15 protein-coding genes are annotated in these 13,792 nt (G+C 66.6%); 12 read left to right on the forward strand and 3 right to left on the reverse strand.

The window, feature by feature from the left end:
• Positions 1 to 20: 20 nt before the first annotated feature.
• The 4 genes from C4B30_RS10780 (at position 21) to ftsB (ending at position 4,428) form a co-directional block, all read left to right on the forward strand.
• Positions 21 to 1,679 (forward strand): CTP synthase, encoded by a 1,659-nt coding sequence (locus C4B30_RS10780; protein ID WP_027784850.1) that lies wholly within the window; start codon positions 21 to 23, stop codon positions 1,677 to 1,679.
• Positions 1,676 to 2,530, forward strand: coding sequence for a 3-deoxy-8-phosphooctulonate synthase (gene kdsA / locus C4B30_RS10785; protein ID WP_027784849.1), 855 nt, complete (start codon positions 1,676 to 1,678; stop codon positions 2,528 to 2,530). The genes C4B30_RS10780 and kdsA overlap by 4 nt, the downstream gene beginning before the upstream one ends.
• Positions 2,531 to 2,637: 107 nt before the next feature.
• Complete coding sequence (gene eno, locus C4B30_RS10790; protein WP_027784848.1) at positions 2,638 to 3,921, forward strand: phosphopyruvate hydratase; 1,284 nt, start codon at positions 2,638 to 2,640, stop codon at positions 3,919 to 3,921.
• A gap of 81 nt (positions 3,922 to 4,002) precedes the next feature.
• Positions 4,003 to 4,428, forward strand: coding sequence for a cell division protein FtsB (gene ftsB, locus C4B30_RS10795; protein ID WP_027784847.1), 426 nt, complete (start codon positions 4,003 to 4,005; stop codon positions 4,426 to 4,428).
• Positions 4,429 to 4,517: 89 nt separating this feature from the next.
• On the opposite strand, the gene C4B30_RS10800 is transcribed toward ftsB, so the two are convergent.
• The 3 genes from C4B30_RS10800 to C4B30_RS10810 form a co-directional block, all read right to left on the reverse strand.
• Complete coding sequence (locus C4B30_RS10800) at positions 4,518 to 4,883, reverse strand: hypothetical protein (RefSeq protein ID WP_027784846.1); 366 nt, start codon at positions 4,881 to 4,883, stop codon at positions 4,518 to 4,520.
• 137 nt (positions 4,884 to 5,020) lie between these two features.
• Positions 5,021 to 5,971, reverse strand: a complete 951-nt coding sequence (gene hslO / locus C4B30_RS10805) for an Hsp33 family molecular chaperone HslO (RefSeq protein WP_027784845.1) — start codon at positions 5,969 to 5,971, stop codon at positions 5,021 to 5,023.
• A 25-nt stretch (positions 5,972 to 5,996) separates the two neighbouring features.
• On the reverse strand, positions 5,997 to 6,521 hold the full coding sequence (locus tag C4B30_RS10810; protein WP_027784844.1) for a gamma carbonic anhydrase family protein: 525 nt from the start codon (positions 6,519 to 6,521) through the stop codon (positions 5,997 to 5,999).
• 143 nt (positions 6,522 to 6,664) lie between these two features.
• On the opposite strand from C4B30_RS10810, the gene C4B30_RS10815 reads away from it, so the two are divergent.
• The 8 genes from C4B30_RS10815 (at position 6,665) to dapA (ending at position 13,694) form a co-directional block, all read left to right on the forward strand.
• Positions 6,665 to 7,522, forward strand: a complete 858-nt coding sequence (locus C4B30_RS10815; RefSeq protein WP_034185427.1) for a ferritin-like domain-containing protein — start codon at positions 6,665 to 6,667, stop codon at positions 7,520 to 7,522.
• A gap of 179 nt (positions 7,523 to 7,701) precedes the next feature.
• Positions 7,702 to 8,592 (forward strand): alpha/beta fold hydrolase, encoded by an 891-nt coding sequence (locus C4B30_RS10820; protein WP_027784842.1) that lies wholly within the window; start codon positions 7,702 to 7,704, stop codon positions 8,590 to 8,592.
• Between the two features lie 82 nt (positions 8,593 to 8,674).
• Positions 8,675 to 9,505: a 3',5'-nucleoside bisphosphate phosphatase gene (locus tag C4B30_RS10825; protein ID WP_027784841.1), complete on the forward strand. Its 831-nt coding sequence runs from the start codon at positions 8,675 to 8,677 to the stop codon at positions 9,503 to 9,505.
• Positions 9,506 to 9,577: 72 nt separating this feature from the next.
• Complete coding sequence (locus C4B30_RS10830; RefSeq protein ID WP_027784840.1) at positions 9,578 to 10,210, forward strand: L-threonylcarbamoyladenylate synthase; 633 nt, start codon at positions 9,578 to 9,580, stop codon at positions 10,208 to 10,210.
• A 47-nt stretch (positions 10,211 to 10,257) separates the two neighbouring features.
• Positions 10,258 to 10,920 carry a site-2 protease family protein gene (locus tag C4B30_RS10835; protein ID WP_027784839.1) on the forward strand — a complete coding sequence of 221 codons (663 nt, stop codon included), beginning with the start codon at positions 10,258 to 10,260 and terminating at the stop codon, positions 10,918 to 10,920.
• 8 nt (positions 10,921 to 10,928) lie between these two features.
• Complete coding sequence (locus tag C4B30_RS10840) at positions 10,929 to 12,131, forward strand: tryptophan--tRNA ligase (RefSeq protein ID WP_027784838.1); 1,203 nt, start codon at positions 10,929 to 10,931, stop codon at positions 12,129 to 12,131.
• Between the two features lie 8 nt (positions 12,132 to 12,139).
• Positions 12,140 to 12,742 (forward strand): class I SAM-dependent methyltransferase, encoded by a 603-nt coding sequence (locus C4B30_RS10845; RefSeq protein WP_027784837.1) that lies wholly within the window; start codon positions 12,140 to 12,142, stop codon positions 12,740 to 12,742.
• Positions 12,743 to 12,788: 46 nt separating this feature from the next.
• The gene (dapA, locus tag C4B30_RS10850; protein ID WP_027784836.1) at positions 12,789 to 13,694 is read left to right on the forward strand and encodes a 4-hydroxy-tetrahydrodipicolinate synthase; all 906 of its coding nucleotides are present in this window, start codon (positions 12,789 to 12,791) and stop codon (positions 13,692 to 13,694) included.
• The last annotated feature ends 98 nt before the right edge of the window (positions 13,695 to 13,792 follow it).

Here is a 13,792-nt window from a genome sequence, read left to right on the forward strand (position 1 = left end):
TTTCCCGCGAGCATCCAGCGATGACCAAATATGTTTTCGTCACCGGCGGCGTAGTTTCTTCCCTCGGCAAGGGTATTGCCGCCGCCTCTCTCGCCGCGATCCTCGAATCGCGCGGTCTGAAAGTCACCCTCCTCAAACTCGATCCCTACATCAACGTCGACCCCGGCACGATGAGCCCGTTCCAGCACGGCGAAGTGTTCGTGACGGAAGACGGAGCGGAGACCGACCTCGACCTCGGCCACTATGAGCGCTTCATCAGCACGAAGATGCGCAAGGCCAACAACTTCACGACCGGCCAGATCTACGAATCGGTGATCCGCAAGGAACGCCGCGGCGACTATCTCGGCAAGACCGTGCAGGTGATTCCGCACATCACGAACGAAATCCAGGCATTCATCGAGCGCGGGGCGGCATCGGCCACCTGCGGCGAGCCGGACGTCGCGATCGTCGAGATCGGCGGCACGGTCGGCGACATCGAGTCGCTGCCATTCCTCGAGGCCGCGCGCCAGATGAGCCTGCGCCTCGGTCGCAACAGCGCGTGCTTCGTGCACCTGACGCTCGTGCCGTACGTCGCGACGGCCGGCGAACTGAAGACGAAGCCGACCCAGCACAGCGTGCAGAAGCTGCGCGAGATCGGCATCCTGCCGCACGTGCTGCTGTGCCGTGCGGATCGCCGCATCCCCGACGACGAATCGAAGAAAATCTCGATGTTCTCGAACGTGCCCGAAGACGCCGTGATCTCGGTGTGGGACGCCGACAGCATCTACAAGATTCCGCAGATGCTGCACGACCAGGGCCTCGACCGGATCATCTGCGAGGAGCTGAAGCTGTCGCCGAAGGACGCCGACCTGAGCATGTGGTCGGCGCTCGTCGAAAAGCTCGAGCATCCGAAGCACGAAGTGACGATCGGCATGGTCGGCAAGTACGTCGACCTGACCGAGTCGTACAAGTCGCTGATCGAGGCGCTGCGCCATGCGTCGATCCACACGTCGACCAAGGTCAACATCGAGTACATCGATTCGGAAGAGCTCGAGGCGAACGGTGTCGACAGCCTGAAGCATCTCGACGCCGTGCTGGTGCCGGGCGGTTTCGGCCGTCGCGGCACGGAAGGCAAGATCGCGGCGATCCGCTATGCGCGCGAGTCGAAGGTGCCGTATCTCGGCATCTGCCTCGGCATGCAGCTCGCGGTGATCGAATTCGCGCGCGACGTCGGCGGCCTGAAGCAGGCGAACAGCACGGAATTCGATCCGGACACGCCGGAGCGCGTGGTCGCGCTGATCACCGAATGGTACGACCGCGAAGGCAAGGTCGAGACGCGTACCGAGGAATCCGACCTCGGCGGCACGATGCGCCTGGGTTCGCAGCGCTGCCCGATCAAGCCGGGCACGATGGCGGAAGAAATCTACGGCAAGGACGTGAACGAGCGCCATCGCCACCGTTATGAAGTCAATAACCGCTTCGTGCCCCAGCTCGAAGCCGGCGGCCTTATCATCAGCGCCCGTACCCCGAGCGAGGATCTGCCGGAAATGATGGAGCTGCCGCGTTCGATGCACCCGTGGTTCGTCGGCGTCCAGTTCCACCCGGAATTCACGTCCACGCCGCGTGACGGTCATCCGCTGTTCAAGTCGTTCGTCGAAGCCGCGCTCGCCAACAAGCAAGCGCGCGGAGTGCAAGCATGAAGCTGTGCGATTTCGAGGTCGGTCTCGACAAGCCTTTCTTCCTGATCGCGGGTACCTGCGTCGTCGAATCGGAGCAAATGACGATCGACACGGCCGGCCGCCTGAAGGAGATCTGCGAGAAGCTGAACGTTCCGTTCATCTACAAGTCGTCCTACGACAAGGCAAACCGCAGCTCGGGCAAATCGTTTCGCGGCCTCGGAATGGACGAGGGCCTGCGGATCCTGTCCGAGGTGAAGCGCCAGCTCGGCCTGCCGGTGCTGACCGACGTGCATTCGATCGACGAGATCGAGCAGGTCGCATCGGTCGTCGACGTGCTGCAGACGCCGGCGTTCCTGTGCCGTCAGACCGATTTCATCCATGCGTGCGCGCGCTCGGGCAAGCCCGTCAACATCAAGAAGGGCCAGTTCCTCGCGCCGCACGACATGAAGAACGTGATCGACAAGGCGCGCGACGCCGCACGCGACGCGGGGCTGTCGGAAGACCGCTTCATGGCGTGCGAGCGCGGCGTCTCGTTCGGCTACAACAATCTCGTGTCGGACATGCGTTCGCTCGCGATCATGCGCGAGACGAACGCGCCGGTCGTATTCGACGCGACCCACTCGGTGCAGTTGCCGGGTGGACAGGGCACGAGCTCGGGCGGCCAGCGCGAATTCGTGCCGGTGCTCGCACGTGCGGCGGTCGCGACGGGCGTCGCGGGTCTGTTCATGGAAACGCATCCGAATCCGGCCGAGGCGAAATCGGACGGCCCGAACGCGGTGCCGCTGAACCGGATGAGCGCGTTGCTGGAGACGCTCGTCACGCTCGACCAGGCGGTGAAGCGCAACCCGTTCCTGGAAAACGATTTCAATTAAAGATCGAATGAACCTTGCGACGGCTTCGCGCGTCTGTAGCGAAAGCGGTTCCGGCGCGCACGCCGTCGCAGTTTGAAAGAATCCATCGTCATTCTCAGAGGAAACCCATGAGTGCAATCGTAGATATCATCGGCCGCGAGATCCTGGATTCGCGCGGCAACCCCACCGTCGAATGCGACGTGCTGCTCGAATCGGGCACGATGGGCCGCGCGGCGGTGCCGTCGGGCGCGTCCACCGGCTCGCGTGAGGCGATCGAACTGCGCGACGGCGAAGCCGGCCGCTACAACGGCAAGGGCGTGCTGAAGGCGGTCGAGCACATCAACACCGAAATCTCCGAAGCCATCATGGGCCTCGACGCGTCGGAACAGGCGTTCCTCGACAAGACCCTGCTCGAGCTGGACGGCACCGACAACAAGTCGCGCCTCGGCGCGAACGCGATGCTGGCCGTGTCGATGGCCGTCGCGAAGGCCGCCGCTGAAGAAGCCGGCCTGCCGCTGTACCGTTACTTCGGCGGTTCGGGCGCGATGCAACTGCCGGTGCCGATGATGAACATCGTCAACGGCGGCGCGCACGCGAACAACAGCCTGGACATCCAGGAATTCATGATCGTCCCGGTCAGCCAGCCGACGTTCCGTGAAGCGCTGCGTTGCGGCGCGGAAGTGTTCCACGCGCTGAAGAAGATCCTGAGCGACCGCGGCATGAGCACGGCCGTCGGCGACGAAGGCGGTTTCGCACCGAACTTCGGCAGCAACGACGAGTGCCTGTCGACGATCCTGCAGGCGATCGAGAAGGCAGGCTACCGTGCGGGCGAAGACGTGCTGCTCGCGCTCGACTGTGCGGCATCCGAGTTCTACCACGACGGCAAGTACCAGCTCGCGGGCGAAGGCCTGCAACTGTCGTCGGCCGAATTCACCGACTACCTCGCGACGCTCGCCGACAAGTTCCCGATCGTGTCGATCGAGGACGGCATGCACGAAAGCGACTGGGACGGCTGGAAGCTGCTGACCGAGCGCCTCGGCAAGAAGGTGCAGCTCGTCGGCGACGATCTGTTCGTCACGAACACGCGCATCCTGAAGGAAGGCATCGAGAAGGGCATCGCGAACTCGATCCTCATCAAGATCAACCAGATTGGTACGCTGACCGAAACGTTCGCGGCGATCGAAATGGCGAAGCGCGCGGGCTACACGGCCGTGATTTCGCATCGCTCGGGCGAAACGGAAGATTCGACGATCGCGGACATCGCGGTCGGCCTGAACGCCGGTCAGATCAAGACGGGTTCGCTGTCGCGCAGCGACCGCATCTCGAAGTACAACCAGCTGCTGCGTATCGAGGAAGATCTCGGCGACATCGCGAGCTACCCGGGTAAATCGGCTTTCTATAACCTGCGCTAACGCGCTACTATCGGGTTCGTCATCTCGACGCCGCTCTGTGCCTGTGCGCGGAGCGGCGCTTCTTATATCTGCGTCTCTTACATGCGGCTTGTCACTGTCGTCCTGATTGCCTTGCTGGCGCTCATTCAGTACCCCCTATGGTGGGGACACGGCGGCTGGCTGCGGGTGCACGAATTGCGTCAGCAGCTCGACGACCAGCTTCAGAAGAACGCGGACGAGAAGCTGCGTAACGAGCGCACCGCCGGCGAAGTGCAGGATCTGCAGAGCGGCACCGCGGCGATCGAGGAGCGTGCGCGCTACGAGATGGGCATGGTGAAGGACGGCGAGGTATTCGTGCAGTTCGTGTCGCCGAACGCGCCTGCGGGGCCGCTGAACAACACGCCGTCGAATACGTCGACGCGCGGCACCGTCTCCGCGGCGCCCGTGCGGGTCGTGCCGAATCCGCAGTCGATCGCGAAGCCGTCGCGCCATCATGGCGGCGACAAGGGCAAGGCGGCGCATCACTGAGCGCGATACGTCGAATCCATTGAAAAAGCGCGGGAAATGCCGCGCTTTTTTATTTCCTGCCAGTCGTCAATCGGTCGGGCGATCCCTGCTCACCACCACCAGCCCGGATAGCCGTAACCGACGCCCGTGCCCCAGCGATTGCCCCATCCTCCGCTGTAGTACCCGCCATAGACCGTCACGGGCGGCGGCGAGTAATAGGCCCACGCGCGCGCGGCTGCTTCGGCCGCCATCGCGCTGTTCTGCTCGCGCAGGACCTGCTGGTCGATCTCGTCGTAGCGCTTGCGTTCGGCGCTCGACAGCACGGGCGGCTGGCCGCCCGACGCGCCCGGTTCGGGCAGGCGGCTCAGGATCGTGGAGGTCGGCGGCGGCATCGCGCAGCCGGCAAGCGCGAGCGTGCCGGCGGTCATGCTCGTCAGGGCGATGGTGCGGATGGTCCCGAAGGGGCGGCGATTCATGTGTTTCTCCTGCGGCGCGCCGACCGTGGAAAGCGACTGGCATGGGAGGCAGGGCCTCCGGCGCCTGAGCCGCGCATGCGGCGCTCGTGCGTCATTATGCGCCCGTGCCGCGCCGGTGGCGGGCACGAGCGCACGGCTCAGTGACGCTGGCCGGTCGCGGGTGCGATGCCGGTTTCGACACCGGGCGCCGCGAACAGTTGCGCGACGTCGACCGGATCGAACTCGTAGCGCTGGTTACAGAACTCGCAGTGGATCTCGACGTGGCCGCGCTCGACGATCACGCTGTCGACTTCTTCGCGACCGAGCATGCGCAGCATCGCACCGACCTTCTCGCGCGAGCACGAACACTGGAAGCGCGTGCCGGCCGGTTCGAAGTGCTGCACGTTTTCCTGCCAGAACAGCCGGCGGAACACGACTTCCGGTTCGACCTCGAGCAGTTCCTTCGCGGACAGCGTGCCGCCGAGCGTGCACACGCGCTCCCACGTGTCGATATCGGTTTCGGCGTTGCGCGGCACGATCCCGCCGTCGCCCGGCAGCTTCTGCAGCAGCATGCCGACCGCGCGGTCGCGATCGGCCGCGAGCCACAGCCGCGTGTCGAGCTGCTCCGAGTGATGCATGTAGTGCTCGAGTACCTGCGACACCGATTCGAGCGGGCCGTCGACGCCGTTCAGCGGCACGATGCCCTGGTACGGCTGCTGGCCCGGCAATTTGTCGGCCGGGTCGAGCGTGATCACGCAGCGGCCGTGGCCGCTCGCGTTGACGAGCGTCGCGAAACTCGTGTCGTCGCCGATCGTCTGCGCGGCGTCGCCCGAGAACTTCGCGGTGGCCCGCATCGACAGATCGGACCCGCACTGGACGACCAGCATCTGGACCGGCCCGTCGCCGAAGATCTGCATGATCAGGGTGCCGTGAAATTTCAGGTTCGCGGACAGCAGCGCGCACGCGGCCATCATCTCGCCGAGCACCGTGCGCACGGGGGCAGGGTAGTCGCGGCGGGCGAGCACTTCCTGCCACGTGTTGCGCAGCGAAACGATCTCGCCGCGCACGGGCGCCGCATTGAACATGAATTTCTGTAACTGGTCGCTCACTCTTCTTCCTTGAAATCCGTGCGAATCACCCGATCCGCACGAGTTGCTCCTTGAAATGCGCGCGTCGCTCGACATACGTCTTCGCGTTCGCGCGCAGCCGCGCGACGTCTTCGGCCGACAGCTCGCGCACGACTTTCGCCGGTGCGCCGAGAATCAGCGAGTTGTCCGGGAACGTCTTGCCTTCCGTCACGACCGCGCCGGCACCAACCAGACAGTTGCGGCCGATGACCGCTCCATTCAAGACCACCGCCTGAATCCCGATCAGCGAACCTTCGCCGATCGTGCAGCCGTGCAGCATGGCCTGGTGCCCGATCGTCACGTTTTCGGCAATCGTCAGCGGAAACCCCGGGTCGGTATGCAGAACCGCGCCTTCCTGGACGTTGCTGCCGGCGCCCACCGTAATCGTCTCGTTGTCGCCGCGAATCGTCGCGCCGAACCACACGCTCGCGTTTTCCGCGAGCACGACCTTGCCGATGATGGCTGCCGTATCGGCGACGAATACGCTTTCGTGGATCGTCGGGGCCGTCTCGCCCAGCTTGTAGATCGTCACGGAGTCTCCTTGTCTCTTCGATGATGGGCGCCGGTAGAATGGCGCGTCCGGTTTGCCCGGCGCGTGGCGCCGCGGAACAAACGCATATTGTAAACCGTCGCGTGCCTGTGCTCCCGCGATGCGTACGCAAGGTGTCCCCGTTTATGAGCATCGCGTCTTCTTCTTTCGGCCAGACGCTGGCCTGTGTGCGCAGCGTGGCGCTCGATGCGCTGCGCGTGACCGAGCCGGCGGCCAAGGCCGCGCAGGTACGCGCGCTGCACGATGCGCTGCGGGCCGGGCAGGCCGCGATCGCGCCGTCGCTTCAACTGCGCGAACCGGCCGATCTGCCTGGGCGCCCGGCGCGGCCGCCGCTCGTCGAGCCGCGTCAGCTCGAGCGGCGCAGCATGCGCTCGCCGCAAGGGCGCGCCGTGCTGCTGCACGCGCTCGCCCATATCGAATTCAATGCGATCAATCTGGCGCTCGACGCGGTCTGGCGCTTCGCGGGCCTGCCGGACGCGTTCTATGCCGACTGGCTGAAGGTCGCGGCCGAGGAGGCCTATCACTTCACGCTGCTGTCCGACCGGCTCGCGGCATTCGGGCACGCCTACGGCGATTTTCCCGCGCACAACGGGCTGTGGGAGATGTGCGAGCGGACCAAGGACGACGTGCTGGCGCGCATGGCGCTCGTGCCGCGGACGCTCGAGGCCCGCGGGCTCGACGCGTCGCCGCCGATCCGCGCGCGGCTCGTGCAGGCGGGCGACGATGCGTCGGCCGCGATCCTCGACGTGATCCTGCGCGACGAAATCGGCCATGTCGCGGTCGGCAACCGCTGGTTCCGCCATTTGTGCGATGCAGCCGGCCGCGATCCCGTGCCGACTTATCGGCAGCTCGCCGAGCGATACCACGCGCCGCGGCTGCGCGGCCCGTTCAATTTCGATGCGCGGCGCGATGCCGGCTTCGAGCAGGCCGAACTCGACGAACTGGCCGCGCAGGACGCGGCGGACGAACGCCCCGCGCATTAGCCGGATCACGTTCGGCTGCGTCCCGGGCGACCGCCGGCCGACTCGCGCGCCCGATCGATGGTGTCCTGCCGGCCGGCCCTGGAACGACCTTGCCGCTAGAGCGGTAGCTCGATTGCCGATCGCCGGAACCAAGGCGTCGCCGCTATAATCGAACGATCATTCTTTTTTTGGCGGCTGCAATGAGTGCCACGAGTTCTGTTTCCGATTTCGTCACGGTGCGCGGCGTCCGGCTGCATGTGCGGCGCTGGGGCCGGCCCGACGCGCCGACGCTGTTCATGCTGCACGGCTGGATGGACGTCGCGGCGTCGTTCCAGTTCGTCGTCGATGCGCTGGCGGGCGACTGGCAGGTGATCGCGCCGGACGCGCGCGGCTTCGGGCTGTCCGACTGGCCGGTCGCGCGGCAGGGCGGCGGCCACTACTGGTTCCACGAGTACCTGGGCGATCTCGATGCGCTCGTCGAGCGCTATGCGCCGACCGGCGAGGTCAATCTGGTCGGGCACAGCATGGGCGCGAACGTCGTGTGCCTGTATGCCGGCGCACGGCCGGAACGGGTGCGGCGCGTGGTCGACCTCGAAGGGTTCGGGCTCGCGCCGGCCCGCGCCGAACAGGCGCCGCGCCGGCTGCGCGGCTGGCTCGACGAGCTGCGCGAGCCACCCGCGCTGCGGCCGTACGCATCCCTCGACGACGTGGCGGCGCGCCTGATCAAGACCAATCCGCGGCTCGACCCGCGCCGCGCCGCGTTTCTCGCCGCGCACTGGTCGAAACGCGGCGACGACGGCCTCTACCACCTGCTCGCCGACCCGGCGCACAAGATGCCGGGCCCGCTGCTGTACCGGCTCGACGAAGTGATGGCCATCTGGAAGCAGGTGCGCGCGAAGGTGCTGCACGTCGAGGCCGTCAATTCGCCGACGCTCGCGCATCTCGCCGGCGACATCCCGCTGCCTGAATTCAAGGCGCGCTTCAACGCATTCCCCGACTGGCGCGAGAAACTCGTCGAGGATGCCGGCCACATGGTGCATCACGACCAGCCCGAGCAGATCGCGTCGCTGATCGAGGCGTTCTGCGCGTAGGCGCGTGGCGCCGTCGGCGCGGCAGGCGGGCGGCGCAATTGCCGCGTTGCAGTAGAATGAGGCCTTACCTGCCATGCCTACGATGAACGCCGATCTCCACTGCCATTCCAATGTTTCCGACGGGTTGCTGTCGCCCGCCGACGTCGCGCGCCGTGCGCATGCGGGCGGCGTGACCCTGTGGGCGCTGACCGACCACGACGAGATCGGCGGCCAGGCGGCGGCGCGCAGCGAGGCGGAAGCGCTCGGCATGCGCTACCTGAGCGGCGTCGAGATTTCCGTCACGTGGGCCTCGCGCACCGTGCACATCGTCGGTCTGCACATCGATCCCGCCAATCCGGTGCTGGTCGACGGCCTGTACCGCACGCGCCACGGCCGCGCGGCGCGCGCGCTGGCGATCGCGGAGCAGCTCGCGACGCTCGGTATTCCCGACGCGTACGAAGGCGCGCTGAAATACGTATCGAATCCCGATCTGATCTCGCGCACGCACTTCGCGCGCTTTCTCGTCGAGAACGGCCACGCCGAATCGACGTCCGACGTGTTCGACCGCCTGCTCGGCGACGGCAAGCCCGGCTTCGTCCCGCATCGCTGGGCGTCCCTGTCCGACGCGGTCGGCTGGATCCGCGCGGCAGGCGGCGAAGCGGTGGTCGCGCATCCGGGCCGCTATCGCTATACGCCGGTCGAATTCGACGCGTTCTTCGGCGAGTTCATCGATCTCGGCGGCCGCGCGATCGAGGTCATCACGGGCAGTCACACGCCCGACCAGTACCGCGAATACGCGGACGTTGCGCGCCGCTTCGGCTTCGAAGTGTCGCGCGGCTCGGATTTCCACGCGCCGGGCGAGGGCCGCATCGAGCTCGGCGGCCTGCCGCCGTTGCCGCCCGACCTGACGCCGGTCTGGGAGCGCTGGCTCTGACGCCCGGCGGCTTCGGGCCGCCCGCGTTGCCGCCGAGGCGCGCATCCGACTTCTCCCTCTTTACGTGTCCCCATGTCCCAGTTCTTCAGGATTCATCCGGATAATCCGCAGCCGCGCCTGATCAAGCAGGCGGCGGAGATCGTCAGCAAGGGCGGCGTGATCGCGATGCCGACCGATTCGAGCTATGCGCTCGCGTGCCATCTCGACGACAAGGATGCGGTCGAGCGCGTGCGCCGGATTCGCGGCCTCGACGAGAAGCAGCACCTGTCGCTGCTCGTGCGCGACCTGTCCGAGCTCGCCAACTTCGCGATGGTCGACAACCGCCAGTACCGGCAGATCAAGTCGGTGACGCCGGGCCCGTACGTGTTCATCCTGCAGGCGACGAAGGAAGTGCCGCGCCGGTTGTCGCACCCGTCGCGCAAGACGATCGGGCTGCGCGTGCCCGATCACGCGATCACGCTCGCGCTGCTGGAGTCGCTTGGCCAGCCGTTGCTCGGCACGACGCTGATCCTGCCGCCGGACGACGAACCGCTGAACGATCCCGAAGAAATCCGCACGCGGCTGGAGAAACAGGTCGATCTCGTGATCGACGGCGGCGCGTGTCCGCGCGAACCGTCGACGGTGATCGACCTGACCGGCGATGCGCCCGAACTCGTCCGCGCGGGCCGCGGCGCGCTCGAACCGTTCGGACTCTCGGCCGCATGACGCGCCGTGCCGTTTTTGCGCGAGTGCGCTTGTTACAATAACGCGATATGGATGCTTCCCTGATACAGACCATCGCCGTCTACGCGCTGCCCGTGATCTTCGCGATCACGCTGCACGAGGCCGCGCATGGTTACGCCGCGCGCCTGCTCGGCGACAACACCGCCTACGCGATGGGGCGCGTGTCGTTCAATCCGATGCGCCACATCGACCCGCTCGGCACGATCGCGATTCCGCTCGCGATGTACTTCCTGACCGGCGGCGCGTTCCTGTTCGGCTATGCGAAGCCGGTGCCGGTGTCGTTCGGCAACCTGCGCAATCCGCGCTGGGGCAGCCTGTGGGTCGCGCTCGCGGGCCCGGCCTGCAACTTCGTGCAGGCACTGGTCTGGGGCCTGCTGACCCTCGTGCTGCCGGCCGTCGGCATCGACGAGCCGTTCTTCACGCGGATGGCGTTCGCCGGCGTCAGCGCGAACCTCGTGCTCGGCGTGCTGAACCTGTTTCCGCTGCCGCCGCTCGACGGCGGCCGCATCCTGGCGGCGTTGCTGCCGACCAGGCAATCGATCGCGTTGTCGCGCATCGAGCCGTACGGTTTCATCATCGTCCTCGTGCTCGTCACGACGGGCGTGCTGACGAACTTCTGGCTGCGTCCGCTCGTCAACGTCGGCTATGCCGTCCTGAACGCCATCCTGTCTCCCTTCGCCTCGCTTTTCTAACGACAATCATGTTCCCAGAACGTATTTTCTCCGGCATGCGACCCACCGGGTCGCTGCACCTCGGTCATTACCACGGCGTGCTGAAAAACTGGGTGAAGCTGCAGTCCGAGTACCCGTGCTTCTTCTGCGTCGTCGACTGGCACGCGCTGACGACGCACTACGAGACGCCCGAGGTCATCGAGAAGAACGTGTGGGACGTGCTGATCGACTGGCTCGCGTCCGGCATCGATCCGGGGCAGGCGACGCTGTTCATCCAGAGCAAGGTACCCGAACATGCGGAACTCGCGCTGCTGCTCGGCATGAGCACGCCGCTCGGCTGGCTCGAACGCGTGCCGACCTACAAGGAGCAGATGGAGAAGCTGAAGGACAAGGATCTGTCCACCTACGGCTTCCTCGGCTACCCCGTGCTGATGGCCGCCGACATCCTGCTGTATCGCGGCTCGCTCGTGCCGGTCGGCGAGGACCAGGTGCCGCACGTCGAGATGACGCGCGAGATCGCGCGCCGCTTCAACTATCTGTACGGCCGCGAGCCCGGTTTCGAGGAGAAGGCGCTCGAAGCCGCGAAGAAGCTCGGCGGCAAGCGCGCGAAGCTCTATCACGAGCTGCGCAACGCGTATCAGCAGGAAGGCGACGACGAGGCGCTCGAACAGGCGCGCGCGATGCTGCAGGAATCGCAAAGCCTGTCGATGAGCGACCGCGAGCGCCTGTTCGGCTATCTCGAAGGCGCGCGCAAGATCATCCTGGTCGAGCCGCAGGCGCTGCTGACCGAGGCGTCGCGGATGCCGGGCCTCGACGGGCAGAAGATGTCCAAGTCGTACGGCAACACGATCGGCCTGCGTGAAGACGCCGAGACGATCACGAAGAAGGTCCGCACGATGCCGACCGACCCCGCACGCGTGCGCCGCACCGATCCGGGCGATCCCGACAAGTGCCCGGTGTGGCAGCTTCACCAGGTCTATACGGACGAAGCGACGCACGAATGGGTGCAGAAGGGCTGCCGCTCGGCGGGCATCGGCTGCCTCGACTGCAAGCAGCCGGTCGTCGAAGGCATCCTGCGCGAACAGCAGCCGATGCTCGAGCGTGCGCAGAAATACATGGACGATCCGTCGCTGCTGCGCGCGATCGTCGCGGACGGTTGCGACAAGGCGCGCAAGTACGCGACGGAAACGATGCGCGACGTGCGCGACGCGATGGGCCTGTCGTACAACTGATCCGGCGCATGAGCGAGTCCGTCATCGCCGCCGCGGGCGGCCACGTCGGCCAGGCCGAGCCGTCGCGCTGGGTTGCGCAATGGGCGCGGCTCGTGCCGGCCGGCGGTGCGATGCTCGACGTCGCCGCGGGCGGCGGCCGCCATGCGCGCTGGTTCGCTTCGCGCGGGCATCCGGTCGTCGCGCTCGACCGCGATCCGGCCGCGCTGGCCGCGTTGCGCGCGATTCCCGGCGTCGCCGCCCGCGCGGCCGATCTCGAAGGCGCGCCGTGGCCGCTGCCGGCCGGCGAGCGGTTCGCGGCCGTGATCGTCACCAACTATCTGCATCGCCCGCTCTGGCCCTATCTGCTCGATGCCGTGGCGCCGGGCGGCGTGCTGATCTACGAAACCTTCGCGCAAGGAAACGAAACGGTCGGAAAACCGTCCAACCCCGCGTTCCTGCTCGCCCCCGGCGAGTTGCTGGACGCCGTGCGCGGCCACCTGCGGGTGGTCGCGTACGAGGACGGTTTCGTCGTCGCGCCGCGCGAGGCGTTCGTCCAGCGTCTCTGCGCGGTGCGCGAGGGCGCGACCCCGAAGGCGGGGGCGGGAATTCCACGTTACGAACTGCCCGGCTAATCCGCTACAATCTCAATGTTTACCGGTACACATTCAATCGCGTTTCATGGCTAACGGCACCCAAGACGGCATTCAAATCCGCGGCAGCATCCCCGCGATCGTCACCCCGATGCTCGAAGACGGCAGTCTCGATCTGCCGGCGTTTCGCAAACTGATCGACTGGCACATCGCGGAAGGCACCGATGCGCTCGTCGTCGTCGGTACGAGCGGCGAGTCGGCAACGCTCAGCGTCGAAGAGCACATCCTGATGATCCGCACGGCGGTCGAGCATGCGGGCAAACGCATCCCGATCATCGCGGGCGCGGGCGGCAACTCGACCGCCGAGGCGATCGAGCTGACGAAGCACGCGAAGGCGGTCGGCGCGGACGCGACGCTGCAGGTCGTGCCGTACTACAACAAGCCGACGCAGGAGGGCATGTACCGCCACTTCCGCACGATCGCCGAAGCGGTCGACCTGCCGGTGATCCTGTACAACGTGCCGGGCCGTACGGTCGCGGACATGGCGCACGAGACGACGCTGCGCCTCGCGCAGGTACCGGGCATCATCGGCGTGAAGGAAGCGACCGGCAACATCGATCGCGCCGCGCACCTGATCAAGGCCGCGCCGAAGCATTTCGCGATCTACAGCGGCGACGATCCGACCGCGATCGCGCTGATGCTGCTCGGCGGCCACGGCAACATCTCGGTGACCGCGAACGTCGCGCCGCGCGCGATGAGCGAGCTGTGCCGCGCGGCGCTGGCCGGCGACGTGCAGACGGCCCGCACGCTGCACATGAAGCTGCTGTCGCTGCACAAGAACCTGTTCATCGAAGCGAACCCGATCCCGGTGAAATGGGCGCTGCAGGCGATGGGCAAGATGCAGGGCGGCATCCGGCTGCCGCTCACGGCGCTCGACGAGCGCTGTCACGATGCCGTGCGTTCGGCCCTCGTCGAGGCCGGCGTTCTCGCCTGATGCCCAGGCGGCCGCGTCCTGCGGCCGCCGGCTCGACCCCTGATCAACCCGCACCGGCCGGCTCCGTCCGGCGCCGCTCCTGACGAGCGTTCTAGCAA

It is taken from the genome of Burkholderia sp. BE12, from assembly GCF_002959955.1.
Taxonomy (GTDB): domain Bacteria; phylum Pseudomonadota; class Gammaproteobacteria; order Burkholderiales; family Burkholderiaceae; genus Burkholderia.

Coding starts and splice junctions, on each gene's coding strand:
- C4B30_RS10780 (WP_027784850.1), top strand. CDS start 21: ATGACCAAATATGTTTTCGTCACCGGCGGCGTAGTTTCTTCCCTCGGC.
- kdsA (WP_027784849.1), top strand. CDS start 1,676: ATGAAGCTGTGCGATTTCGAGGTCGGTCTCGACAAGCCTTTCTTCCTG.
- eno (WP_027784848.1), top strand. CDS start 2,638: ATGAGTGCAATCGTAGATATCATCGGCCGCGAGATCCTGGATTCGCGC.
- ftsB (WP_027784847.1), top strand. CDS start 4,003: ATGCGGCTTGTCACTGTCGTCCTGATTGCCTTGCTGGCGCTCATTCAG.
- C4B30_RS10800 (WP_027784846.1), bottom strand. CDS start 4,883: ATGAATCGCCGCCCCTTCGGGACCATCCGCACCATCGCCCTGACGAGC.
- C4B30_RS10815 (WP_034185427.1), top strand. CDS start 6,665: ATGAGCATCGCGTCTTCTTCTTTCGGCCAGACGCTGGCCTGTGTGCGC.
- C4B30_RS10820 (WP_027784842.1), top strand. CDS start 7,702: ATGAGTGCCACGAGTTCTGTTTCCGATTTCGTCACGGTGCGCGGCGTC.
- C4B30_RS10825 (WP_027784841.1), top strand. CDS start 8,675: ATGAACGCCGATCTCCACTGCCATTCCAATGTTTCCGACGGGTTGCTG.
- C4B30_RS10830 (WP_027784840.1), top strand. CDS start 9,578: ATGTCCCAGTTCTTCAGGATTCATCCGGATAATCCGCAGCCGCGCCTG.
- C4B30_RS10835 (WP_027784839.1), top strand. CDS start 10,258: ATGGATGCTTCCCTGATACAGACCATCGCCGTCTACGCGCTGCCCGTG.
- C4B30_RS10840 (WP_027784838.1), top strand. CDS start 10,929: ATGTTCCCAGAACGTATTTTCTCCGGCATGCGACCCACCGGGTCGCTG.
- C4B30_RS10845 (WP_027784837.1), top strand. CDS start 12,140: ATGAGCGAGTCCGTCATCGCCGCCGCGGGCGGCCACGTCGGCCAGGCC.
- dapA (WP_027784836.1), top strand. CDS start 12,789: ATGGCTAACGGCACCCAAGACGGCATTCAAATCCGCGGCAGCATCCCC.